20 protein-coding genes and 1 tRNA gene are annotated in these 23,488 nt (G+C 58.6%); 8 read left to right on the forward strand and 13 right to left on the reverse strand.

The genetic code is table 11. The features are described 5' to 3' along the window. Window positions 1-67: 67 nt before the first annotated feature. The 4 genes from ACR0E2_RS03520 to ACR0E2_RS03535 form a co-directional block, all read right to left on the reverse strand. Window positions 68-499: a universal stress protein gene (locus tag ACR0E2_RS03520; protein ID WP_152458067.1), complete on the reverse strand. Its 432-nt coding sequence runs from the start codon at window positions 497-499 to the stop codon at window positions 68-70. Next, window positions 496-3,105 (reverse strand): TRAP transporter permease, encoded by a 2,610-nt coding sequence (locus tag ACR0E2_RS03525; RefSeq protein ID WP_152458068.1) that lies wholly within the window; start codon window positions 3,103-3,105, stop codon window positions 496-498. Before ACR0E2_RS03525 ends, ACR0E2_RS03520 begins: the two co-directional genes overlap by 4 nt. A gap of 99 nt (window positions 3,106-3,204) precedes the next feature. After that, a complete protein-coding gene (locus tag ACR0E2_RS03530) occupies window positions 3,205-4,173 on the reverse strand; it encodes a TAXI family TRAP transporter solute-binding subunit (RefSeq protein ID WP_480445204.1) in 969 nt (322 codons plus the stop codon). Window positions 4,174-4,764: 591 nt separating this feature from the next. Further along, a tRNA-Leu gene (locus ACR0E2_RS03535) sits at window positions 4,765-4,850 on the reverse strand. A 147-nt stretch (window positions 4,851-4,997) separates the two neighbouring features. On the opposite strand from ACR0E2_RS03535, the gene ACR0E2_RS03540 reads away from it, so the two are divergent. Continuing rightward, entirely contained in the window at window positions 4,998-5,576 is a 579-nt protein-coding gene (locus ACR0E2_RS03540) for a YqaA family protein (protein ID WP_480445206.1), read from the forward strand. Next, window positions 5,573-6,043, forward strand: coding sequence for a disulfide bond formation protein B (locus ACR0E2_RS03545; RefSeq protein WP_224855945.1), 471 nt, complete (start codon window positions 5,573-5,575; stop codon window positions 6,041-6,043). Before ACR0E2_RS03540 ends, ACR0E2_RS03545 begins: the two co-directional genes overlap by 4 nt. Here ACR0E2_RS03545 and ACR0E2_RS03550 read toward each other — a convergent pair. After that, window positions 6,040-6,627, reverse strand: a complete 588-nt coding sequence (locus tag ACR0E2_RS03550) for an HNH endonuclease (protein ID WP_152458073.1) — start codon at window positions 6,625-6,627, stop codon at window positions 6,040-6,042. The two genes, ACR0E2_RS03545 and ACR0E2_RS03550, sit on opposite strands and share 4 nt — an antisense overlap. 213 nt (window positions 6,628-6,840) lie before the next feature. Between ACR0E2_RS03550 and ACR0E2_RS03555 the strand changes: the two genes are divergently transcribed. Continuing rightward, window positions 6,841-7,446 (forward strand): rRNA large subunit pseudouridine synthase E, encoded by a 606-nt coding sequence (locus tag ACR0E2_RS03555; RefSeq protein WP_480445207.1) that lies wholly within the window; start codon window positions 6,841-6,843, stop codon window positions 7,444-7,446. A gap of 32 nt (window positions 7,447-7,478) precedes the next feature. Continuing rightward, on the forward strand, window positions 7,479-7,904 hold the full coding sequence (locus ACR0E2_RS03560; RefSeq protein WP_171632270.1) for a VOC family protein: 426 nt from the start codon (window positions 7,479-7,481) through the stop codon (window positions 7,902-7,904). A gap of 45 nt (window positions 7,905-7,949) precedes the next feature. On the opposite strand, the gene ACR0E2_RS03565 is transcribed toward ACR0E2_RS03560, so the two are convergent. After that, a complete protein-coding gene (locus ACR0E2_RS03565; protein ID WP_152458076.1) occupies window positions 7,950-8,615 on the reverse strand; it encodes an alpha/beta hydrolase in 666 nt (221 codons plus the stop codon). Then, window positions 8,612-9,244, reverse strand: a complete 633-nt coding sequence (locus tag ACR0E2_RS03570; RefSeq protein ID WP_480445209.1) for a DNA-3-methyladenine glycosylase family protein — start codon at window positions 9,242-9,244, stop codon at window positions 8,612-8,614. The genes ACR0E2_RS03565 and ACR0E2_RS03570 overlap by 4 nt, the downstream gene beginning before the upstream one ends. 98 nt (window positions 9,245-9,342) lie before the next feature. Between ACR0E2_RS03570 and ACR0E2_RS03575 the strand changes: the two genes are divergently transcribed. After that, window positions 9,343-10,569 carry an MFS transporter gene (locus ACR0E2_RS03575; protein WP_480445211.1) on the forward strand — a complete coding sequence of 409 codons (1,227 nt, stop codon included), beginning with the start codon at window positions 9,343-9,345 and terminating at the stop codon, window positions 10,567-10,569. Here the strand turns inward: ACR0E2_RS03575 and ACR0E2_RS03580 are convergent, their stop codons facing one another. The 3 genes from ACR0E2_RS03580 to cysS are packed head-to-tail and all read right to left on the reverse strand — an operon-like array spanning window position 10,570 to window position 14,380. Continuing rightward, a complete protein-coding gene (locus ACR0E2_RS03580; protein WP_480446174.1) occupies window positions 10,570-11,346 on the reverse strand; it encodes a squalene/phytoene synthase family protein in 777 nt (258 codons plus the stop codon). It abuts the gene before it with no gap. Between the two features lie 2 nt (window positions 11,347-11,348). Next, entirely contained in the window at window positions 11,349-12,983 is a 1,635-nt protein-coding gene (gene cimA / locus ACR0E2_RS03585) for a citramalate synthase (protein ID WP_480445212.1), read from the reverse strand. Then, window positions 12,983-14,380: a cysteine--tRNA ligase gene (cysS, locus tag ACR0E2_RS03590; RefSeq protein ID WP_480445214.1), complete on the reverse strand. Its 1,398-nt coding sequence runs from the start codon at window positions 14,378-14,380 to the stop codon at window positions 12,983-12,985. Before cysS ends, cimA begins: the two co-directional genes overlap by 1 nt. A 218-nt stretch (window positions 14,381-14,598) precedes the next feature. On the opposite strand from cysS, the gene ACR0E2_RS03595 reads away from it, so the two are divergent. Together ACR0E2_RS03595 and ACR0E2_RS03600 are read left to right on the forward strand one after the other, a co-directional pair. Then, window positions 14,599-14,943 (forward strand): MmcQ/YjbR family DNA-binding protein, encoded by a 345-nt coding sequence (locus ACR0E2_RS03595; protein ID WP_480445216.1) that lies wholly within the window; start codon window positions 14,599-14,601, stop codon window positions 14,941-14,943. 56 nt (window positions 14,944-14,999) lie between these two features. Further along, window positions 15,000-16,187 carry a pyridoxal phosphate-dependent aminotransferase gene (locus tag ACR0E2_RS03600; protein WP_480445217.1) on the forward strand — a complete coding sequence of 396 codons (1,188 nt, stop codon included), beginning with the start codon at window positions 15,000-15,002 and terminating at the stop codon, window positions 16,185-16,187. Window positions 16,188-16,195: 8 nt separating this feature from the next. Here ACR0E2_RS03600 and ACR0E2_RS03605 read toward each other — a convergent pair whose 3' ends face one another. Next, window positions 16,196-16,726, reverse strand: coding sequence for an outer membrane protein (locus ACR0E2_RS03605; RefSeq protein WP_253283440.1), 531 nt, complete (start codon window positions 16,724-16,726; stop codon window positions 16,196-16,198). Window positions 16,727-17,127: 401 nt separating this feature from the next. Between ACR0E2_RS03605 and ACR0E2_RS03610 the strand changes: the two genes are divergently transcribed. Beyond that, window positions 17,128-18,672: a trimethylamine methyltransferase family protein gene (locus ACR0E2_RS03610; RefSeq protein ID WP_480445219.1), complete on the forward strand. Its 1,545-nt coding sequence runs from the start codon at window positions 17,128-17,130 to the stop codon at window positions 18,670-18,672. A gap of 44 nt (window positions 18,673-18,716) precedes the next feature. On the opposite strand, the gene ACR0E2_RS03615 is transcribed toward ACR0E2_RS03610, so the two are convergent. Both ACR0E2_RS03615 and ACR0E2_RS03620 read right to left on the reverse strand, forming a co-directional pair. Beyond that, window positions 18,717-18,962 carry an EF-hand domain-containing protein gene (locus ACR0E2_RS03615; protein WP_117868858.1) on the reverse strand — a complete coding sequence of 82 codons (246 nt, stop codon included), beginning with the start codon at window positions 18,960-18,962 and terminating at the stop codon, window positions 18,717-18,719. Window positions 18,963-19,502: 540 nt separating this feature from the next. Beyond that, complete coding sequence (locus ACR0E2_RS03620) at window positions 19,503-23,123, reverse strand: vitamin B12-dependent ribonucleotide reductase (protein ID WP_480445221.1); 3,621 nt, start codon at window positions 23,121-23,123, stop codon at window positions 19,503-19,505. Between the last annotated feature and the right edge of the window lie 365 nt (window positions 23,124-23,488).

A 23,488-nucleotide genomic window follows, 5' to 3' on the forward strand; every position in this document is an offset into this window, starting at 1 on the left:
GAGCCCGAACGGCGGCAGGCGACCGTCGGGGCTCCGGCGCCACTGTGCACAGCATCTGCTTTTCGCGTCAGCGCACCACGTAAACCGAGACGTTGGAATGTCGCACCACGCGTGCCGCATTCGGGCCCAGCAGGTAATCCTTGAAATCCGGCTTGTGGGCTCCGATTACGATCAAATCAGAGCCGGCATTTTCGGCCGTCTTCAAAATCTCCTGATAAGCTGTTCCTGTCGCAACCACATGGCGGATGGTTTCGTTGCGCTCGGCCCCCAGGGCCGACACGCAAAGCGCCGTCAGTTTGGCCTGCGCTTCCTCCAACGCCTTGTCGTGAAAATCGGATTCGAAAAACCCCGACACCCAGCTTTCCCCGAAATCGGGGAGCACTGTCACCACGTCAAGTTGCGCCCCTTCCATATCCGCCAGCGCGGCTGCTTTTTGCAGCACCGGTGCATCAATCTCGCCATTGCTGATATCAACGGCACACAGAACGGAACGTGTCATACGAGCACCTCTTGTCTGGCGGCACGGCCGCGTTGCAGGAAAGCGATCAGACCCAGCAGGATCAGCGCCGGGATATAGACCAGTTGCTTCGGAGGCTGGCTGGACGGCAGGCTGACCGAGCTCAGGCGCACGGCCTCGTCACCGTAATAGTCAAAGTTGGCCAGATCTTCGGCAACCGGTGATCCAAACATCGGCTCGTCAAGTTTGACAAGGCCATCCTCTTCGAGCAACAGCAGCCCCATGGCATCGACGCGCGCTTCACCGCCCTCTTCGGATCCGACTGGCACCACAATCGTGGTGTCCACCATCTTGCCGGTATCAAAATCCGGCCCGCTGATCACCATGCGAACCTCGGTTCCCGGTGGTGTCTGGCCAATGGTTTCGACAAACGCCGCAGGCTCGACCGAAGTGTATGGAGGCGCGATGCGATCCATGAAGAAATCCGGCCTGAACAGGGCGAAGGCCACGGCGATCAGCGCGATACTTTCGTAGATGCGGCTGTGGGTCAGGAAGTACCCCATGGTGCCTGCCGTGAAGACAAGGATCGCTATCGTCGCAAAAATCGCCACTATGATCCCTTCGACCCATGTCACATCGATCAGCAGAAGATCGGTGTTGAAAATGAACACGAAGGGCAGCGCCACGGTACGCAGGCTGTAGAAGAACGCCGTGAAACCGGTTTTGATCGCATCACCGCCCGACACAGCCGCAGCAGCAAAACTGGCCAGCCCGACCGGAGGTGTCACGTCGGCCATGATCCCGAAATAGAACACGAACAGGTGGACAGCGATCAAAGGAACGATCAGCCCGCTTTGGGCGCCCAACTCAACAACCACCCCGGCCATCAACGAGCTGACAACGATATAGTTCGCGGTTGTTGGCAGACCCATGCCCAGGATCAGGCTGAGTAGCCCGACCATGACCAGCATCAGGATCAGATTGCCGCCCGACAGGAACTCGACCAGATCGGCCATCACCTGACCAACACCCGTCAACGTGACGGTTCCCACGATCACGCCCGCGGTCGCCGTGGCAAGCGCGATACCGATCATGTTGCGTGCCCCGTCGATCAGACCTTGCCACAGGTCGGCAACACCATCGATGAAAGTGTTGTACAGGTTGCTCTGCCCGCGGAACATCGCTTTCAGCGGCTTCTGCGTCAGCAGGATGACAAACAGCAGCGATGTGGCCCAGAAGGCGGACAGGCCCGGTGACTTCTGTTCTATCATCAGGAAATAGACCAGAACGATGATCGGCAGCAGGTAATGCAGGCCAGCTTTGTAGATATCGGCGATGACCGGAAGCGTAACCTCTTTTGCGTTAGGGTCGTCCGGTTCCAGGTCAGGCACCTGTGCCGCCAGATAAAGCAGTGCGACATATACCGCGCAGATAATCAGGCTGAGCACGATCCCAGCGGCCGACGGCACCCAGCTTGTCACGGCATCCACCGGGAATTGTGACCCGTAGCAAAGACCTGCAAACACCAGGAAAAAGCCCAGCATCCCCACTACGGTCCGCGCCAGATGCACATCGCGGTCGCCCAGTGTGGGCATGTTCCGCTTCACGGCTTCGAGGTGCACGATGTAAACCAGTGCGATGTAGGAAATCGCCGCTGGCAGGAAGGCATGGGTGATCACCTCGACATATGAGATGCCCACATACTCCACCATCAGGAATGCAGCGGCCCCCATCACCGGCGGCATGATCTGCCCGTTGACCGAACTGGCAACCTCGACCGAGCCCGCTTGTTCACTGCTGAACCCGACGCGCTTCATCAGCGGGATGGTGAAAGTACCGGTGGTGACAACATTGGCAATCGACGAGCCCGAGATCAGGCCGGTCGCAGCCGAGCCCACAACCGCCGCCTTGGCCGGACCACCGCGCAGGTGGCCCAGGGCCCCAAAGGCCATCTTGATAAAGTAGTTCCCTGCCCCGGCTTTATCCAGCAATGCGCCAAACAGAACGAACAGGAAAACGAATTTCGTAGAAACACCCAGAGCGATACCAAACACGCCCTCGGACGTGATCCACATGTGGCTCATCGCCTTTTTCAGGCTCGCGCCCTTCCAGCGGATAACTTCGGGCACCCATTCCGAGGCACCGAAGAAGACATAGGCCAAAAATATGGTCGCGATAATTGCCATGGCCGGGCCAAGCGCGCGGCGCGCGGCCTCGAACAACAGCACCAGGCCAAGCAACGCAACCCATTTGTCGGTGTCGTCGGCCAAACCGCCCGCATTGACGATCTTGTCATAGAAGAAATAGCCATACAGCGCGACGAACGCGCCCACCAGTCCCATGATCCAATCCTGAACCGGAATATAGTTCCGGGGGCTGGATTTGAGCGCCGGATAAGCGGCAAAGGCCAGAAACAAAGCAAAAGCCAGATGGAATTGCCGAGCATTGTTCACGACGCTTCCGGGCAAGACATAATTCGCCAGGGGCGAAGCCAGAACAACTTGAAATATCGACCAGATCGCGGCCACGACCGCAAGGAAAACGCCCACGTTCCCGACCGGATTGCGCCCTCCGGCGTCAGAAGATGCAACCAGATCCTGAAGCTCTTCTTCGGAAAGCGGACGATTGGATTGAGTGTCGGAATTCATCAAATGTCTCCCCGTCGCGGCCATTGTTCGGCCTTCTGAAATCCCGTTTCATACGGGTTTTGTGCAGGGCGCCCGTGGGCACCCTGCGTCAGGTCTGGCTTACTGAATCCAGCCTTTTTCTTTGTAGTACTTCTCGGCACCCGGATGCAGCGGAGCCGACAGGCCATCCGCAATCATCTCTTCGGGCTTCAGGTTCGCAAACGCCGGGTGCAGCTTTTTGAAGTCATCGAAGTTTTCAAAGACCGAGCTGACGACCGCGTAAACCGCATCTTCCGATACATCGGCCGAGGTCACGAAGGTCGCGCCCACACCAAAGGTCGAGGTGTCTTCGTCAGATCCACGGTACATGCCACCGGGAATGGTTGCCTTGCGGTAGAACGAGTTTTCGTTGACCAGCTTGTCCACGGCCTGACCGCTGACGTTCACCAGAACCGAGTCACACGCGGTGGTGGCTTCCTGAATCGAACCCGAGGGGTGGCCAACGGTGTACACCATCGCGTCGATCTGGTTGTCGCACAGGGCTGCCGACTGTTCAGCCGCTTTCAGCTCGGTCGCCAGTTCGAAATCATCTGTGGTCCAGCCCATTTCGCCCAGCAGAACTTCCATGGTGCCGCGCTGACCGGAACCGGGGTTGCCGATGTTGACGCGCTTGCCCTTCAGGTCTTCAAAGTTGGTGATGCCGGAATCGGCGCGGGCCACCACGGTGAAGGGTTCGGGGTGCACCGAGAACACGGCCCGCAGGCCTTCGAACGGGCCGGCTTCTTCGAATTTCGAGGTGCCGTTATAGGCGTGGTACTGCCAGTCGGACTGGGCCACACCGAACTCCAGCTCGCCTTCGCGGATGGTGTTGATGTTGTAGACTGAACCACCGGTCGATTCGACCGAGCAGCGCACGCCGTGCTCTTTCCGGCCTTTGTTGACCAGACGACAGATCGCGCCGCCGGTCGGATAGTAAACGCCGGTTACACCGCCGGTACCGATCGTAATGAACTCTTCGGCATATGCCGCCGGAGCCAGAAGGGCTGCGGTGACGAAGGCGCCGACGCTCAGTTTGCTGCTGTTTTTCATCTGTTAACTCCCACTTTTTTTGTCTGGCAGTTGGAAATCAAGTTTGATCACCTGCTCAGGGAAGCGTGCCGATAATACAAACCGGCCCGCATCGCAACGGCTACAAATCTTTGAATTTCCCAATTTCTCCCAACCCTTTCGAGGTTTCATTCAGATACCCGCAATGTCAAGGCCGGCACCGGTCTGACCTGCGCCAATTCGCATATATGAGCATAAATCCTGAACTTTCCCCATCAGTTCACAGCGAGCCGTCTGGGTTCATGCAGTCACTCCAAATCCAAAACCTGACCTCATTCCTGGCGCAAATCACCGCGAAACAGAGCGAACCGCGTTTCGGATAAGGAGGCAGGGCATATCACGTTTGTACGTTCTGGCGAATCTGACAAAGGCCCTTTAACACCAACCCGGTTCAAGATCCCCCCCGGCCGGGGGCCTGATGATCTGTCGTTGAAGCAGGCCCGGAACGTCGTGGCATTCACGGGCTGCTACAGAGGACCTCAAACAGGACATGAAGATCTAGGTTGCGGATCATCACCTTGATCACGGCACCCCGCCAAGAGGACGGACGGTGTTCTGAGTTTGTCGGAACTGTGGTGCCCAAGGAGAGACTCGAACTCTCACGCCCGTGAAGGCGGGGGATTTTGAATCCCCTGCGTCTACCATTCCGCCACTTGGGCCACGAACACTGGATTAGCGCCCATCCGAGCGAAGGTCCAGAGGCAAAAACCATCCAATATTCCATTTGTTTCGCCCTCGACTGTTGACGGTCCGTCAGGCGCATGGTTTGGCTGGGCTTCAGACCGAAAACGGGATTTGAGTGCTTTATGTTACGATCGCTTTATGACTGGACCATTCGTCTGGCCGAACACCCTCACGCGCTGTGGGCGCTGGCCATCGTGGCTTTCATCGAAAGTTCGTTCTTCCCGATTCCCCCCGATGTGTTGATGATTCCGATGATTCTGGCCCGCCCGTCCCGGGCGTGGCTGATCGCAACCGTGGCACTGGTGGCTTCGGTTCTGGGGGGCATGCTGGGCTATGCGATTGGTGCGTTTTTCTATGAAAGCATCGGGCAGCCCATTCTGGAATCCATGGGGAAAGCCCATGCCATGGAAGAGTTCAATACCCGGTTCAACGACTTCGGGTTCTGGGCCGTTCTGACGGCGGGTGTGACCCCCTTCCCTTACAAGGTCATCACCATTATGTCCGGCTGGACCGGCATGCCGCTTGGAACCTTCATCGCGACCTCGATTCTGGCCCGCGCCTTGAGGTTCTTCCTGGTCGCAGGTCTGCTCTGGGGATTCGGTGAGCCGATCCGCGACTTCATCGAAAAGCGCCTGGGGCTAATGTTCACTTTGTTCATCATCCTCCTGTTTGGCGGATTCCTGGTGGTGAAATACTTATGACGAGACGTTCGCAACTTGTCGCGGTGGCAAGTCTTGGATCACTGGCCCTTCTTCTGGCCGCTTTTGGCTTTCAGCATCTCGGCGGGCTTGCGCCATGCAAGATGTGCATCTGGCAGCGCTATCCTCATGCAGTGGCCATCGCGATCGGCGCCGTGGCGCTGGCATTGCCAAGGCTGACCTTTCTTCCTTTGCTGGGCGCAGCAGCGGCCGCGACGACTTCGGCGGTGGGTGCATTTCACGCCGGCGTTGAACAAGGTTGGTGGGAAGGCCCAAGCAGCTGCACATCCGGCAGCATCAGCGGTCTGTCCGCTGACGATCTGTTCGATCAAATCATGTCCGCGCCTTTGGTGCGGTGCGATGATATCCCTTGGGAGATGTTCGGCATCTCGATGGCTGGCTGGAACGCTATTGCTTCTGCTGTGCTGGTACTGATCTGGCTGGCCGCATGGAAATCTCGCGCGGCCTAGAACTCGTCCAGCTCTGCATCCCAGTACAGGAAATCGATCCAGCTTTCATGCAGGTGGTTCGGTGGGAATTTCCGTCCGATATTGCGCAACGCTTCGGCATCGGGCTGACGTGGCGGCTTGCGCAAGGTCATCCGAGCCTGGCGCAGCGATTTCGACCCTTTGCGCAGATTGCACGGGCTGCACGCCGCCACCACGTTCTGCCAACTGGTCACACCACCGGCGGCCCGTGGCACCACATGGTCAAAGGTCAGGTTGTCCCGGCTGCCGCAGTACTGGCAGCGGAATTCATCCCGCAAAAATAAATTAAAGCGCGTGAAGGCCACGCGCTTTCTGGGTTTTACATAGTCTTTCAAAACAACGACCGAGGGTATTCGTATCTCGGTGCTTGGGCTGCGGACGACCTCGTCATATTCAGCCACGATATCGACCCGATCCAGCCAGGCCGCCTTGATCGCTTCTTGCCAGGGCCACAGTGACAGCGGGTAATAGGACAAGGGGCGATAATCGGCGTTCAAAACCAGGGCCGGGTGTTGTTTGAGCGCACCCGGCTCCCTTACAAATTCGGTCCTGAAGTCTCCGTCCATCACAGAATCGCTCCTAGCTCTCAGCTGCCCGCTTGTGACACCAGAGCGGGGAGCACCCGCTCCGGTCTTTTTATAACTATATATCGTGTTAAAACTCTGACAAGCCCTGATTTTCCACAATATGTCGCAGACGGGGTAACGCGAATCCGTAACAGGCACATGACAGTTATCCACAGCTTGCACCGGGGGTAATCTTCAGGCTATGCGCAGATCATGTCCTGGTTCATTCGCTTCAACAAACCTTATGATGTTCTGCCGCAGTTCACCGACCGCGCCAATTCGGACAGCCCGCGCAGCACGCTGTCCGATTTCATCGATCTGCCGGGCGTCTATCCGGCGGGCAGGCTGGACCGTGACAGTGAAGGTTTGATACTGCTGACGGATCATGGAAAGCTGCAATCCCAGATCTCTGACCCAAAGCACAAGATGGCCAAAACCTATTGGGTTCAGGTTGAGGGAACCCCCGACGAGGCTGCCCTGAAAACGCTTCGCAACGGGGTCGAATTGAAGGACGGTCTGACCCGTCCTGCCAAAGCCCGCCGGATCGACGAGCCCGAAATGCTCTGGCCGCGCACCCCGCCGATCCGTGAACGCAAGACGGTACCGGACAGCTGGCTTGAACTGACCATACGTGAGGGCAAAAACCGACAGGTGCGTCGGATGACTGCTGCCGTGGGCCTGCCGACGCTGCGCCTGATCCGTTACCGCATCGGAGACTGGACCCTGGATGATCTTGAGCCCGGGCAGTGGGACAGTCTGCCAATGCCGACACTGAACGCGGCCCCTCAACGCAAGCGCGACCGTCGCCCGCGCCGGTGACAGACCCTGCCCCGATCTGCTAAACTGGGGTCATGAAGAAAACGCCTGACATCCCGGCCCCTTCGGCCATTCTGGAAGCGGCGCTCTATGTTGATGACCTGGACGCGGCAGAACAGTTTTACGGCGAAGTTCTTGGGCTCGAACGCATACAACGTGTCGCTGACCGCCATGTATTCTATCGCATTGGCGGGTCGGTCCTGCTGATATTCAATCCCGACCAGACCGAACAACCGCCGCTTGACCCCGGTATGCCGGTTCCGCCCCACGGCGCGCGCGGCCCCGGACATGTGTGTCTTGTGCTGTCACGAGAGGAAATCGCAGTGATGCGCAAACACCTTCTGGACTGGAATATTCCGGTAGATGCCGAGTTTGACTGGCCCGGCGGCGTGCGGTCTTTGTATGTGCGCGACCCGGCCGGAAACTCGGTCGAGTTCGCCGAAGCGCACCTCTGGACTTGATCCGGTGCGGAACGCATGGGCGCTCCGCAGATCAGATTCCAAACACTAAAGGCTCAGCTTGTCGCGCATGAAAGCCAGCGCAACGCTCAGCCCATCCGGGGCGATACCGTGCCCGGTGCCTTTCATGACATGGGCATAGACCTCTTTGAAACCGGCAGCCTGCAAGGCTTCGGCCGCTTCCGGCAGGGATTGTGGCGGAACGACATCATCGGCGTCGCCATGCACCAGCAAGACAGGCATCCGGCTGACGGTTTCATCCACCAACAGATCGGGTTCCAGCAAACGACCTGAAAAGGCTACGATCCCGGCCACGGGGTCTTCCCGCCTCGGCGCAACGTGCAGGCTCATCATGGTGCCTTGGCTGAAGCCAAACAGCACAACCTGTTCGGGCAGAACATCTTCGTCCACCATCAGTGCGTCCAGAAAGGCGTTGAAGTCCTCGACAGCCATTTCCATGCCCCGGCGGGCTTCTTCCTCGGAAGATCCATCGATCCACGGAATCGGGAACCACTGATACCCGTTTGGCATTCCAGGGATCTGCTCGGGGGCGTCGGGGGCCACGAACAACGTATCAGGCAGGTGTTCGCCCAGCGGATCGGCCAAACCCAGCAAATCGGCACCGTTTGCGCCATAGCCATGCACGAACACCACGACCGAGCGCGTATCACCCGAAACAGGCTCTTTCCGGAGCGCATTCAAAACCCGTGTCATCTGATCCCTTCTCTTTGCTTTGCAACCCGGTAATAGGCCCACAGAACCCGCGCCGCAACCGAACGCCAGGGCGACCAGGCCTCGGCCATTTTGCGCAGTTCCTTGTCCGTCGGACGTTCAGGCAAGTCATAGAGGATGCGCGCCGCCTCTTGCAGGGCCAGATCACCGGGTGCGATGACATCTGCGCGACCCAGCGAGAACATGGCATAGATTTCGGCTGTCCAGACACCGATACCCGGAACTTGCGTCAATGTGGCGACGACATCTGCGTCAGTTGCATCGCGCAACGCCTTATAGTCGATGCGTGCCTCGGCCAGAGCCCGCGCATATCGGATCTTCTGACGGCTCAGGCCAACTGCCCGCAGATCATCATCCGTTGCCCACAGGATCTTGCGCGGACCGGTCAACCTGGCATCCTGAAGCCGTTTCCAGATCGCATTGGCCGAAGCCACACTGACTTGCTGACTGACGATTGCACTCAATAATTGCGCAAACCCATCGGGGCGGCGGCGCAGCGGCAAAGGGCCGGTCTGATCCATCGCATACGCCATGCGCGGACAGGTTTGGGCCAGCCATTCAGCCCCTTCGGCAACACAGTCCGGTGTTTCGATGATGCGGCCTGCGGACATGCGGCCTCCCTGCTCTGCTATCTCGGGGCACGTTAGGCGCATGTGACGCAGATGCAACCCGCTTGTGCCTCAAACACTTAGCCGATAACCATTCGCCCATGACCATGATTTCAACCCTTCCGGACGACCGGCAGGCCAAACGCAATGTGGCCGTGCTGGTGGCTGCCCAAGCCATACTGGGCGCGCAGATGCCGATGATGTTCATCGTCGGCGGGCTTGCAGGTCAATCGCTGGCCTCGAACCCCTGCCTGGCGACGCTGCCGATATCCCTGATCGTTCTGGGATCGATGCTGGCAGCCACGCCGATCTCGGCCATCATGCAAAAATGGGGCCGTCGCGTGGGGTTCCTTGTCGGGGCAACCGCCGGTGCACTGGGCGGGCTGATCGGGGCCTATGGCCTGTTTCTGGGCTCGTTCCCCATCTTTCTAGTCGGCAGCCTGCTGACCGGCATCTATATGAGCGCACACGGGTTCTATCGCTTTGCAGCAGCAGACACCGCTTCAGACGATTTCCGCCCCAAGGCGATTTCATATGTCATGGCGGGCGGATTGGCGGCCGCCATCATTGGGCCTCAGATCGTGAAGCTGACGTCTGAAGCATACGTCATCCCGTTTCTGGGAACATATATGGCCGTAATCGGCATCAACGTTCTGGGCTCGGCGCTGTTCTTCTTTCTCGACATTCCGACGCCTGCGAAACCTGCGGCTGATGAACCCAAGGGGCGGTCACGGATCGAGCTGTTGAAAACGCCCCGCATTGCCGTCGCGATCATCTGTGCCATGGTGTCTTATGCGCTGATGAATCTCGTCATGACCTCGACACCGCTTGCGGTTGTCGGATGTGGGTTTTCGGCCAATGACGCGGCGGATATCGTGACAAGTCACGTGCTGGCAATGTATGTTCCCAGCTTCTTCACCGGGCACCTGATCGCCCGATTTGGCATTGAAAAGATCGTCGCTCTGGGCCTGGCCATACTTGCCGCATCAGGAGTGATTGCGCTGCAAGGCGTTGAATTGGGGAACTTTTTTGTTGCCCTCGTCTTTCTGGGCATTGGTTGGAATTTCGGCTTCATCGGCGCGACCACGATGCTGGCCGCATCTCATGAACCGCAAGAGCGTGGTCGGATGCAGGGCCTCAATGACCTGCTGGTGTTTGGCGGTGTGACACTTGCATCGCTGGCCTCGGGCGGGTTGATGAACTGCTCGGGCGGATCCGCGATCGAGGGGTGGCACGCCGTCAACCTGGCCATGATCCCCTTGCTGACACTGGCAGGTGGCGCATTGCTGTGGCTGGTTCTGCGCCCGGCCGATCCCGAAAGGGTCTGATCACCAGCGCCCGCTGCCGACGGTCCACATCAGGGACAGTCGCTGACGCATTTCGCCTGGTTCAAGCGTTCCGGCCGCCACCCGCTCGGGTTGGGCGATGGCCTGCTTCAGCACCCGTTCCGCCAACCAGCCTGCATACAGCGCGGGACGCGCCTCAGGTGCGATGTCGCCCCGGTTTGATCGCGCCTTGCGCAATCGGTCCAAAGCGTATTGGGCCAGTTGCTGAACGCCGCCCGTCGTACCATCCAGCAAAGGTACGCGCCCCCGCTTTTCCAGTTCGGGAATGGCGCGGAACCAATTTGCCACACCGACTCCGTACCCGAAATCGCGCAACACGCTTTCATTCGCCACACCCAGCGCCTGCGCAGAGGCGACGAAAAGAGATCCGGAACTGTGGTTGATATAGGCGTCAAAATGTTCCTGATCCTCGAACGGATCCCGGTATATTTCCCAACGTCTTACGGCAACAAATTCATCCAGTACGCCTGCCAGATGCGGCGACAGGACCCGCGACAGAGGCGTCACCACCTCGTGCCGCCGCACCGCGGACCCTTCTGCAATCTCCTGCAACGCGTCGCGCCACCATTGCAGCCGCATTTCGGCAATCATGGCCTCTTGCGTCACCCATGGCGCGCGGGCGACTTCGACATTCAACGCATAGATCGGAAACAAAACCACGCGAGCCGCGACCGGAGCAGCCATCGTCGCGCGGAACCGGTCAGGATCCGCTCGCTGAACCAGCGCGGCGCAGGCTTTGACATCATCGTCGAAGGTCACACTCACTCGGCTGCTGCCTTTTGCGGATCGCAATCACGGACCAGTTTCCACTGGATCGCATCCAGCAGCGCCTCAAAGGACGCATCAACTATGTTCGCACTGACACCCACCGTCGACCAGCGCCGCCCCTGGCCGTCTTCGCTGTCGATGATGACGCGGGTCACCGCTTCGGTCCCGCCCTGGGTGATACGGACCTTGAAATCGACAAGGCGCATGTCTGACAAAATCTGCGAATACTGGCCCAAATCCTTCGCCAGCGCCTTGGCCAGCGCGTTCACAGGCCCCCTGTCGTTTCCGGAGTCGTCCATGGACTCGCTGACCGACAGTTTCTTTTCACCGTCCACTTTGACCACGACGACAGCCTCGGACAGGCTGACCATCTTGTTGTATTTGTTCTTCCGACGCTCAACAGTGACCTTGTAGCGCTTGACCTCGAAGAATTCAGGCAGTTGTCCCAGTTCATCCCGCGCCAACAGTTCGAAACTGGCCTGCGCGGTGTCGTAGGAATACCCTTCCGCTTCACGATCCTTGATCCGCTCTAGGATGCGGCCCAATGCGGGATCACCGGCTTTGACGCTCAGCCCCGCCTCGGTCAGGCGTTTGCGCAGGTTCGACTGACCCGCCTGGTTCGACATCGGAATGATACGTTCATTGCCTATGTTCGCCGGGTCTACATGTTCGTAAGTCGATGGGTCCTTCAGGATCGCGCTGGCGTGCAACCCCGCCTTATGCGCAAAAGCCGACGCGCCCACATACGCCGCCTGCTTGCTGGGAACCCGGTTCAGGACATCGTCCAACATGCGGCTGATGCGGGTCAGCCCGGCCAGCGCATCAAGGCTGACGCCGGTTTCGAACTGCGAGGCATAGGGTTCTTTCAGCAGCAGTGTCGGGATCAGCGCCGTCAGGTTTGCGTTTCCGCAGCGTTCCCCCAGACCATTCAGCGTTCCCTGAATTTGCCGTGCACCTGCTTCGACCGCCGCCAGAGAACAGGCCACCGCGTTCTCGGTATCGTTATGGGTGTGAATACCCAACCGTTCACCCGGCAGACCGGCCGAGATCACTTCGGACACGATCCGCCCGACCTCGGACGGCAACGCGCCACCATTGGTATCACACAGCACAACCCATCGCGCGCCCGCCTCCAGCGCGGCCCGGCAAACTTCCGTCGCGTACTCGGCGTTGTCCTTGTACCCGTCAAAGAAATGTTCGGCATCGAACAACGCCTCGCGCCCTTGCGCCACGATATGCGCCACCGAAGCACGAACGTTTTCCGTGTTCTCTTCAAGCGAAATGCCAAGCGCGTGGGTCACGTGATAATCATGCGACTTGCCAACCAGACAAACGGCCTGCGTTCCCGCATTCATCACCGCAGCCAGCACATCGTCATTCTCGGCCGAGCGCCCCGCCCGCTTGGTCATGCCAAAGGCCGTCAACCGGGCCGAAGTCTTTGGCGCCGCATCGAAAAACGCGCTATCGGTCGGGTTCGCTCCGGGCCAGCCGCCTTCGATGTAATCCACCCCCAATGCGTCCAGCGCCTGTGCGATCTGCACTTTTTCAGCGGTCGAAAACTGCACGCCTTGGGTTTGCTGCCCGTCACGCAGCGTCGTGTCGTAAAGATAGAGGCGTTCTCTGGTCATCAGACCTCCTCCAGCTTGGCGGCATCAAAACCGGCGCCCGGCACCAGTTCAACACCTTCCTTGCTCATTCGAACCTCAAGCCCTGCCGCAATATACGCCGCCTTGAGGCGGTCGACCTCCGAGAAATCTTTGTTTTCCATTGCAGATACGCGCGCCTTTGCCAAGCGATCTGCATGGGCACTCAGGTCTATGGACGCCGTGTCCGCCCAGCCCCCCATCTGGGGCAGCAGCAAACCCAGAATTTGTGCGCTTGCCAGCAATCCCGCAGCGTCTCCATCTGACGCCAGACGGTAAAGCTCGGCCATGGCACCTGCTGTGTTCAGGTCGTCACTCAGCGCTGCGATCACTTCAGGTGCCGCGCTGGCAGCGGGTTCGATGCCCGATGTCAGCGCCCGCCACTTGCGCAGCGTCGCCTCTGCTTCGCGGGCCTTTTTCTCAGTCCAGTCCATCGGCTTGCGATAATGCGTCTGCAAAAAGACAAAGCGGATCACTTCGCCCGGAACGCCCTGCTCCAGCAGATCATGCACGGTAAAGAAATTGCCCAGCGATTTGGACATCTTCTTGCCTTCGACCTGCAACATCTCGTTATGCAGCCAGACCCGCGCGAATTCACCGTGCGGGTGCGCGCATTTGCTCTGGGCGATCTCGTTCTCATGGTGCGGGAACATCAGGTCGTTGCCGCCACCATGGATATCAAAACTCTCACCCAGCAACTCATAGCTCATGGCCGAGCATTCGATGTGCCAGCCCGGGCGTCCCCGCCCCCATGGGCTGTCCCAGCCCGGCAGTTCATCGGTCGAGGGTTTCCACAAGACAAAATCCATCGGGTTCTTCTTGTAGGGCGCCACCTCGACCCGCGCGCCGGCGATCATGTCATCCACCGAGCGCCCCGACAGCTTGCCGTAGCTTTCTTTCCAGCTATCCACCGCGAACAGAACATGGCCTTCGGCGGCATAGGCATGACCCTTGGCGATCAGGTCTTCGATCATCGCGATCATCTGCGCGATGAACTGGGTCGCGCGCGGCATCTCGTTCGGCTCCAACGTGCCCAAAGCGCCCATATCATGCAGGTACCAGCCGATGGTCTCATCCGACCGTTGCTGCACCAGTTGCTCTAGCGTGCCTTCCGCGCCCGCCTGTTTGCGGGCCAGTGCCGTGGCGTTGATCTTGTCGTCCACGTCGGTGAAGTTGCGCACATAGGTCACGTGCTCTGCGCCATAGACATGGCGCAACAGACGATAAAGAACGTCGAACACGACCACCGGGCGGGCATTGCCCAGATGGGCGCGGTCATAGACCGTCGGACCACAGACATACATCCGCACGTTGTCAGGGTTGATCGGTACGAAATCTTCCTTCGTCCGCGTCCGCGTGTTGTGCAGCTTGATCGTCGTCATCGGTCGGGCTCCTAGAAAACAGCAAAGGCTTGCGCGTTGGCGCGGGCTTAGCAACTTGTCTCAGGGATGAAAACGAAAGAAACCGGCCCGCTTGATAAATCAGCAGGTAATGCAGCAGATAATGATGCAGGTCACCGGGTTCATGCCCCTCGGTTAGCACGGGATCCCCGCCAAGCCAAGCGTTGAGTTTGTTCACCGGGTCCGTCAAAGTGCCCGTCATGGACCGAGACGTCATCAATTCCATCTGCAAGGAATTTCCCGGTGCAGAACTGTCAGACCCGTGGGGCGGCGGTCATGACGCATGGAAAGTTGGCGGCAAGATGTTTGCCTGTATCGGAATTGCAAATGACGGTGTTTCCGTCAAAACACCCGACGTGGAAACGGCTCAGATGCTGATTGATGCCCGTGTCGCGGTGAAAGCCCCCTATTTTCACCGCAGCTGGGTCCGCCTGCCGTTTGATGCCGAGACCGAGGAGCTGCGCCATCGTTTGACGGTTTCCTATGACCTCGTACGCGCATCGCTGACAAAAAAGCTTCAGGCGACGCTGGCGCCGCGAAGCTGATTGACAAACGGCCACTGCTCTGCCCCATTCAGCGCAAAGCAACCAGGGGCGATTTCATGAGATTGTCTGAACGCATCACGCAGATCACCGGCGGCGGCAGCGATGGCTGGGACGTGTTCTACCGCGCGCGCCGGATGCAAAGCGAAGGACAAGCCGTAACCGAACTGACGATCGGTGAACATGACACCCGAACCGACCCTTCGATTCTTCGGGCGATGGAACTGTCGGCCCGCAACGGTCATACAGGTTACGCGATGGTGCCCGGCACGGACCTGCTGCGCGACACGGTCGCCGCACGGGTTCAGACCCGCACTGGCGTTCCGACCTCTCGGAACAACGTCCTGATCACCCCCGGCGGGCAAGCCGCCCTGTTCGCCGGACATATGGCTGTTTGCGATCCCGGTGATGTCGGATTGTACCTCGACCCGTACTACGCCACCTATCCCGGCACGATTCGGGGTATTGGCGCCGTGGCCCGTGCGGTTCAAACCCCGGCCGATGACGCTTTCCAGCCCCAGGCCGAGCGGATCGATGCCGCTGCTGAAGGCGCGGTTTCGCTGTTGATCAACACGCCGAACAATCCGACCGGCGTGGTTTATTCCCGTCAATCGCTGGAGGCGGTCGCTGACGTGTGCAAACGGCGCGATCTCTGGCTGATCTCGGATGAGGTATACGACACGCAGGTCTGGGACGGTGAACATCTTTCTCCGCGTGCGCTGCCCGACATGGCAGAGCGAACGCTTGTGGTTGGATCCATGTCCAAGTCCCACGCCATGACCGGGTCACGATGTGGATGGGTCGTCGGCCCACAGGAGGTCATCGCCCATCTGATCAATCTGGCGACTCACACCACCTACGGCGTTCCCGGGTTCGTACAGGACGCGTCGAGTTTTGCGCTGACCGCGGGTGTTGAACTTGAAGAAAAAATCGCTGCTCCGTTCCGCCGCCGCCGTGCCTTGGCCATGGATATTCTGGCCTCGCAAAACATCGTTGGCCTCGTCCCCGCGCAGGGCGCCATGTATCTGATGCTGGATATCCGCGCGACCGGGATGTCGGGGGACGCGTTTGCCAACGCGCTGCTGGACGCACACAAAATTGCCGTCATGCCCGGCGAAAGCTTCGGCAAGGCTGCTGCCGGGCACATACGGGTGGCCATGACCGTAGCGGATGAACGCTTTGCGGTTGCGCTGAAAACGCTTTGCGAATTCGCGTCGCATCTTGCGAGGAAGCACGCAGCTGAATAAGCCTGTTGTCAGAAACGAAACGTTGTACGCAAGTTGAAGACGTTAGAATCCAGACCACCGGTGGATCGGGTGACATCATCGAAGTCTTGCCGCAGCGCCTCACCGCTGATGACAAAATTCTCGCCAATCGGATAAGCGATGCCGATCCCGTAAACAGCGGCGGTATCGCTGTCGACGGATGTTTCGGCCCGTGCCGCGCCAACGACGACATACCCCAGCGCGCTGCCGAAATCGTACCCGCCACGCAGTTTCAATCGGGTCATGCTGTCCAGACTGCCCTGAGACTGGCTGAGGTTCAAGGAAAGGCGGTTGTATTCAAGTTCACCGCCCAGAACGAAAGCCCCGAAATCCTGATCATAGCCTACATGCGCACCAAAGGCGGTGTCGTCCCCGCTTGATCCACCCGGTCCATCCGCATCCGCGTACCCAAAGCTGAGCCCAACGTACCCCCCTGTCCAATCCTCTGCCAAAACCGGGCTGGCGCTGGCCGTCAGAGCCACGACAATCAGGACAGAAAAAAGTTCAAAAGTCTGTTTCAACGCGATTTCACTCGGGCTTCAGATCATGTGTTAACTTATAATTCAACTGGGATCGCTTTTGTCAGAGTTCAATTCCTTGCACGCAAAGCTCAAGAGTAAGTGAATGCAGTATAACAGATTTCTGTCCTCGGGGGAGAAAATCTGCCTTAGAATTCCGTCAGAGGTTTGTTGGGCAGATATTTGCTGAAGTAAATTCCGTTGAGGTCGCAAACAGAACAGATTGCGTCGCCGTGTTTTGGAATTGTTGCGCCAAACGTTGAGAGGCGGAATGACTGACCACGACTGGAAAATCAGCCTGATCAGCCGCACCATTGGTGCGGACCGGGGGCGTGCAGCGAGAGGACGGCCGTAAGCGGCCATTTGCCAGTTCCCCAAACATCTCTCACAGATCGGAAAAAGAAATGAACGACCAATCCCGCAACACATCGCGCAGCGGCGGTCGCGCTGCGCGTCGCGCTGCCCGTGCAACCGCATTGCCTGAACATCTGCGTCCCGTGCGCCCCGGTATGGAGGGCGGTGTCCTGAATGTCCTGACCCAGGCACAGATCGAACGTATCCACGAGGCCGCCCTGATCGCATTGGAAACCATTGGTCTGGCGGACGCGCCGCAAAGCGGGATCGACTATCTGGTTGGTGCAGGCTGCATTTTGGGCGACGATGGCCGCATCCGCTTTCCCCGTGCGCTTGTCGAAGACACGATCGCAAAGGCGAACCGCAATGTCACTTTGTACAGCCGTGACGGAAAAACCGATCTGGACCTTACAGGTACAAAAGTACATTACGGCACGGCTGGTGCAGCCGTTTCCATGGTCGACGTGCATGGTCGCGAGTATCGCGATTCAACCGTTCAGGATTTGCACGATGCCGCACGTATCTGCCAACAGCTTGACAATATTCATTTTGTTCAGCGCCCCATGGTCTGTCGCGACATCGCGGACAACCTGGAAATGGACCTGAACACGATCTACGCCAGCTGTTCAGGAACATTCAAACACGTCGGCACATCCTTCACGGAACCCAGCCATGTCGCCCCAGCGATGGAGATGATCTACATGATCGCGGGCGGCGAAGACAAATATCGCGAGCGACCATTCGTGTCGAACTCGAACTGCTTCGTCGTCCCACCGATGAAATTCGCCACTGAAAGCTGCGAAGTGATGGAGGAATGCATCAAGGCCGGAATGCCGGTTCTGTTGCTGTCAGCCGGAATGGCCGGTGCCACCGCGCCATCAACCATCGCCGGAGCAATCACCCAGGCCACGGCAGAATGCCTTGCGGGATTGGTTTATGTAAACGCCGTAAGTCCCGGCGCACCCGCAGTTTTCGGCACCTGGCCCTTTGGTCTTGATCTGCGGACCGGAGCAATGTCCATCGGTTCCGGTGAACAAGCCCTGCTGACGGCAGGCTGCGCCCAGATGCACCGCTTCTACGATTTGCCGGGGGGCGCGGCGGCCGGTGCATCAGATTCGAAGCTGCCCGACATGCAGGCCGGGTGGGAACAGATGTGCTCGAACGTGATGGCCGGGCTGTCCGGTCTGAACATGGTATATGAAGCCGCTGGCATGCACGCCTCGCTGCTGGGATTCTGCTTTGAAAGTCTCATCCTCAGCGACGACCTGATCGGTCAGGCACAACGCTGTGTGCGCGGGATCGAAGTGACCGATGAAACCCTGGCGTTGGATCAGATCGCATCCGTGTGCATGGGCGGCCCCGGTCATTATCTGGGCACCGATGCGACCCTCAGCCGTATGCAGGCCGACTATGTCTATCCGACCTATGGTGACCGCTCGTCCCCCAAGGAATGGGTGGAGCTTGGCAAGCCGGATCTGGTTGAAAAGGCAGTGGCCCGAAAGAATGAGATCCTGTCCACCCCGTCGGCGGCCCGGTTCGACCCGCTTCTGGATGCTGAGATTCGGGAAAAATTCAACATTCACTTGCCGTTATAACATCTGAAAAGCGGCCCGATGAGTGTCGGGCCGCCCTTTCTTGTTTACCCGTTGCTGGGTGGAAGCAAACCTGCCTCTTGTGCAACGGCCACTTCATCAGCATCCAGCGCCCCGTCGCCATTTGCGTCCATCGCCGAAAATGTATCGGCGTCAACGTCGGGCAACACGGCCTGAATTTCTTCGATGGTCAGAACGCCATCGCCATTGGCGTCGGTTGAGGACTGCGCCGAGAGCACTCCCGGCAAGGTCAGTGCAGCAATGGAAATCCCAATCAAGTACTGCGGTTTCATTTTCGTGCCTCCTGGATAAGTTGATTATGTCTTCGTCCGGACAGGCCCCAGAAACACCGGAACAGCCGCAGGCGTCACCCGTTTTGCGTGATTTCCGGGAAGTCGCGCCAATCTTTGCGTGTTTGCCCGAGTCGGTGTTGCGACACACCGCCGGGCAAAACCTTGCCAGACCCGTTTCGGCAAAACTTGCCCGACAGGCATGGCCCGATCCGGCAAGACCGCGCTCATCCGGGCAACCAGTCGCAAAAAAGAAAGGGGGCCGAAGCCCCCTGTCAGTTTCGCCATCCAGGCTCATTTCGTTGACCGCCCGGTGTTTTTTTGCCTGCGGCCTGGACGTCGCATGGAACGAGCGCACCCGTTCCGTGAAAGAGTGGGAGGGAGCAAATATTCCGCCCCACCCTGTTCCCGGCCAACACGGGCATGTCGGTCGAGTGAAGAAAGGACATCTGGTAAGTCTTGTGTCCTTTCTCCGAATTCGTCGGGGTCGGTTACCTAGGGCAGCGTCCGACCCCTACGCCCCGGGGTGCCGGGGCGCTTTCCTTAGCTACACCCGCTTGTCGCGCCACAGGTGTTGCATTTCATGCAGGTGCCGTTGCGCACCAGTGTGTAGTTTCCGCATTCGCCGCAGGGATCGCCCTCGTACCCCTGCATCTTGGCCTTTGTGCGGGCGTCCATGCTTGTGGCCACCGCCGTTTCGGCTGCCGATGCTTCAAAGGAAGCCGCCGGTTCAGCCATGCCGTTCACCTCGACCTGACCCGCATTGAACACAGCCAGATCTTGCGGCAAGCGCTTGCGCAGATAACCGGTAGAGCTGATTTGTTTCAGCACTTCCAACGACTTGGACGCGGCTGTATCGCTGATTTCCGAAACATTCGAGACACCCTCGTCCTCGCCCCGACCCAAATCGTCAAAGGTTGCGCCTTCGGGTTTCACGTGGGCCAAATCGGTGCGGTCCAGATAGGACACGGCCAGTTCGCGGAAGATGTAATCCAGGATTGACGTTGCGTTCTTGATCGAGTCGTTGCCCTGCACCATCCCCGCGGGTTCGAACTTGGTGAAGGTGAAGGCGTCCACGAATTCTTCCAGCGGCACACCGTATTGCAGACCAACCGAAACGGCGATGGCAAAGTTGTTCATCATCGCACGGAAGCCGGCACCTTCCTTGTGCATGTCGATGAAAATCTCGCCCAACTGGCCGTCTTCGAACTCACCGGTGCGCAGATAGACCTTGTGGCCACCAACGATTGCCTTCTGGGTATAGCCCTTGCGGCGATGCGGCAGTTTCTCGCGATGGCTGCGGATGATTTCCTTGACCACAACCTTCTCGATCACCTTTTCGGCCAGAACGACGGCCTTTTCCTGCGCCGAGCCGCTCTCCAGCACTTCCGCCGCTTCGTCGTCATCCTCGACCAGCGCCGCCGCCAGCGGTTGCGACAGTTTCGAGCCGTCACGATAGAGCGCGTTGGCCTTCACACCCAGCGACCAGCTGAGTTCATAGGCCTTCTGGCAATCCTCGATGGTCGCGTCATTCGGCATGTTGATCGTTTTCGAGATCGCACCCGAGATGAAGCTCTGCGCCGCCGCCATCATGGTGATATGGCTTTCAACTCCAAGGAAACGCTTGCCTTTTTTTCCGCACGGGTTGGCGCAATCAAAGATCGAATAATGCTCTTCCTTCAGGTGCGGCGCACCTTCCAGCGTCATGGTTCCGCAGACGTGATCGTTGGCCGCCTCGATATCCGCACGGGAAAAACCAAGATGACGCAGCAGGTCGAATGTCGGGTCATTCAGCTTGGTCGCCGGGATGCCCAGAACACCGGTGCAGAAATCCTCGCCCAGTGTCCACTGGTTGAAGACGAACCGGATGTCGAAGGCGCTTTCCAGAGCCGCATCCACCTTGGCCAGTTCATTCGGGCCAAAGCCATGACCGGTCAGCGAGGTGTGGTTGATCCCTGGCGCATTGCCGATGGTGCCGTGACCAACGGCATAGGATACGATCTCTTCGATCTGCGACGAGGAATAGCCCAGCTTTTCCAGCGCCGATGGCACCGAGCGGTTGATGATCTTGAAATACCCGCCACCGGCCAGCTTCTTGAACTTCACCAGCGCAAAGTCAGGCTCGATCCCGGTGGTGTCGCAATCCATCACAAGACCGATGGTGCCGGTGGGCGCGATCACGGTGGCCTGCGCGTTGCGATAGCCATTTTTCTCACCAAGGCTCAGCGCCTCGTCCCAGGCGGACATGGCCAGATCGACCAGGCGCTTGTCCGGGCAGTTGCCGTGATCCAGTGGCACGGGTTTGACGGCCAGTTTCTCGTAGCCTTCTGTCACACCCTGCGCCGCGCGGCGGTGGTTGCGGATGACACGCAGCATATGCTCGGCGTTGCGCTCATAGCCTTTGAACGGGCCAAGCTCGCCTGCAATCTCCGCCGAGGTCGCATAGGCCACACCGGTCATGATCGCTGTCAGTGCGCCACAGATCGCCCGGCCCTCGTCCGAGTCATAGCTGTAGCCCATGTTCATCAGCAGTCCGCCGATATTGGCATAACCCAGACCCAGTGTGCGGAAGTCATAAGACAACTGCGCGATTTCCTTCGACGGGAACTGCGCCATGGTCACCGAGATTTCTAGCGTCAGGGTCCACAGGCGCGAAGCGTGCATGTAATCCGCTGCCTGGAACTCACCATCCTTGAGGAAGGTCAGCAGGTTCATCGAAGCAAGGTTACAGGCCGTGTCATCCAGGAACATGTATTCCGAGCACGGGTTCGAGCCGCGGATCTCACCATCTTCGGGGCATGTGTGCCACTCGTTCACCGTGTCATGGAACTGGATGCCCGGATCGGCACAGGCCCACGCGGCATGGCCAACCTTTTCCCACAGATCGCGCGCCTTGACGGTCTTGGCCACCTTGCCGTCGGTGCGGTTGATCAATTCCCAATCGGCATCCTTTTCAACCGCCTTGAGGAACGCATTGGTCACGCGGATGGAATTGTTCGAGTTCTGGCCCGAAACCGAGCTGTAGGCCTCCGAATCCCAGTCTGTATCATAGGTCGGAAACTCGATGCTGTCGTGGCCCTGCCTGGCATAATCCAAGACACGCTTGATGTAAGTTTCTGGTATTGCAACCTTTTTCGCTTCACGAACCGCCTTTTTCAGCGCGTCGTTCTTGTTCGGATCATAGGCGTCATCGGCAGATCCATCCCAAGACCGGATGGCCTCGAAAATGCCGTTCAGCATCTTCTCGTGCATCTTCGATCCGGCAACGATCGAGGCCACCTTCTGTTCTTCGATCACCTTCCATTCGATGAATTGCTCGATGTCCGGGTGATCCGCATCGACGATCACCATCTTTGCTGCCCGACGGGTTGTTCCGCCTGATTTGATCGCGCCAGCGGCGCGGTCGCCGATCTTGAGAAAGCCCATGAGGCCCGAGGATTTGCCGCCGCCCGACAGCGCCTCGCCTTCTGCACGTAGATGGCTGAAGTTGGTGCCTGTGCCGCTCCCGTATTTGAACAGGCGCGCCTCGCGCACCCACAGGTCCATGATGCCGCCTTCGTTCACCAGATCATCATCGACCGACTGGATGAAGCACGCGTGCGGCTGAGGATGTTCATAGGCCGATTTCGACTTGGTCAGCTTGCCGGTCTTGTAATCGACATAGTGGTGCCCCTGCGCCGGGCCATCGATTCCATAAGCCCAGTGCAGGCCGGTGTTGAACCACTGCGGTGAGTTCGGCGCCGCACGCTGGGTCGCCAGCATATAGCGCATCTCGTCGAAATAGGCGCGCGCGTCCTCCTCGGTCGAGAAATAGCCGCCCTTCCAGCCCCAATAGGCCCAGGCGCCAGCCAGACGGTCGAACACTTGCTTCGACGATGTTTCTCCTTCGAAATCTGCGCCTTCTGCGGGAACCGATCGCCACAGAAATTCAGGAACATCTTTTTCCTTCACTTTCTTGAGCTTGGTGGGCACCCCCGCCTTGCGGAAGTATTTCTGCGCAATCACATCGCTTGCGACCTGCGACCAGCTGGAGGGGACTTCGATGTCATCAAGACGAAAGACAATTGTACCGTCCGGATTTCGGATTTCAGATGTTGCGGACACAAAATTCAGTTCCGCATAGGCGTCCTGATCCGGTTTGGTGAATTTTCTTTCAATCTTCATGTCCGCAGCCCTGGTTTATTCAGCTCAATTTCAGATTCCCGACACCAAATCTTGTGTTGCAGGGTGTCGCCCACAACGCCCTGAGAAGCGTGCAAAAAGGTACTGTTCGCTGCCTTGGACAGCGCAATGCCGCTAATGCGGCCGCACGTTAATCGTTTGTGCTTATCCGACCCTCGCCCGCTGCCTTTTCCGGAATATACACCAGATGTTGTGGCAATCTCGTTGGCTCATACAATTTGACGTATGTTCCCATAGTAGGTCAACGCCCTTTTTCGGTCATTTTCCAAATCTTTTTTATTGACCTGATGGCTGCATGAGGCCTTCTGCGTGCCGGCTGCGATTCCTCCACAGCTTCATCCACGGCG

The sequence above is a fragment of the Ruegeria sp. A4 genome (assembly GCF_056543025.1).

Coding starts and splice junctions, on each gene's coding strand:
- ACR0E2_RS03520 (WP_152458067.1), bottom strand. CDS start 499: ATGACACGTTCCGTTCTGTGTGCCGTTGATATCAGCAATGGCGAGATT.
- ACR0E2_RS03525 (WP_152458068.1), bottom strand. CDS start 3,105: ATGAATTCCGACACTCAATCCAATCGTCCGCTTTCCGAAGAAGAGCTT.
- ACR0E2_RS03530 (WP_480445204.1), bottom strand. CDS start 4,173: ATGAAAAACAGCAGCAAACTGAGCGTCGGCGCCTTCGTCACCGCAGCC.
- ACR0E2_RS03540 (WP_480445206.1), top strand. CDS start 4,998: ATGTTACGATCGCTTTATGACTGGACCATTCGTCTGGCCGAACACCCT.
- ACR0E2_RS03545 (WP_224855945.1), top strand. CDS start 5,573: ATGACGAGACGTTCGCAACTTGTCGCGGTGGCAAGTCTTGGATCACTG.
- ACR0E2_RS03550 (WP_152458073.1), bottom strand. CDS start 6,627: ATGGACGGAGACTTCAGGACCGAATTTGTAAGGGAGCCGGGTGCGCTC.
- ACR0E2_RS03555 (WP_480445207.1), top strand. CDS start 6,841: ATGTCCTGGTTCATTCGCTTCAACAAACCTTATGATGTTCTGCCGCAG.
- ACR0E2_RS03560 (WP_171632270.1), top strand. CDS start 7,479: ATGAAGAAAACGCCTGACATCCCGGCCCCTTCGGCCATTCTGGAAGCG.
- ACR0E2_RS03565 (WP_152458076.1), bottom strand. CDS start 8,615: ATGACACGGGTTTTGAATGCGCTCCGGAAAGAGCCTGTTTCGGGTGAT.
- ACR0E2_RS03570 (WP_480445209.1), bottom strand. CDS start 9,244: ATGTCCGCAGGCCGCATCATCGAAACACCGGACTGTGTTGCCGAAGGG.
- ACR0E2_RS03575 (WP_480445211.1), top strand. CDS start 9,343: ATGACCATGATTTCAACCCTTCCGGACGACCGGCAGGCCAAACGCAAT.
- cimA (WP_480445212.1), bottom strand. CDS start 12,983: ATGACCAGAGAACGCCTCTATCTTTACGACACGACGCTGCGTGACGGG.
- cysS (WP_480445214.1), bottom strand. CDS start 14,380: ATGACGACGATCAAGCTGCACAACACGCGGACGCGGACGAAGGAAGAT.
- ACR0E2_RS03595 (WP_480445216.1), top strand. CDS start 14,599: ATGGACCGAGACGTCATCAATTCCATCTGCAAGGAATTTCCCGGTGCA.
- ACR0E2_RS03600 (WP_480445217.1), top strand. CDS start 15,000: ATGAGATTGTCTGAACGCATCACGCAGATCACCGGCGGCGGCAGCGAT.
- ACR0E2_RS03610 (WP_480445219.1), top strand. CDS start 17,128: ATGAACGACCAATCCCGCAACACATCGCGCAGCGGCGGTCGCGCTGCG.
- ACR0E2_RS03615 (WP_117868858.1), bottom strand. CDS start 18,962: ATGAAACCGCAGTACTTGATTGGGATTTCCATTGCTGCACTGACCTTG.
- ACR0E2_RS03620 (WP_480445221.1), bottom strand. CDS start 23,123: ATGAAGATTGAAAGAAAATTCACCAAACCGGATCAGGACGCCTATGCG.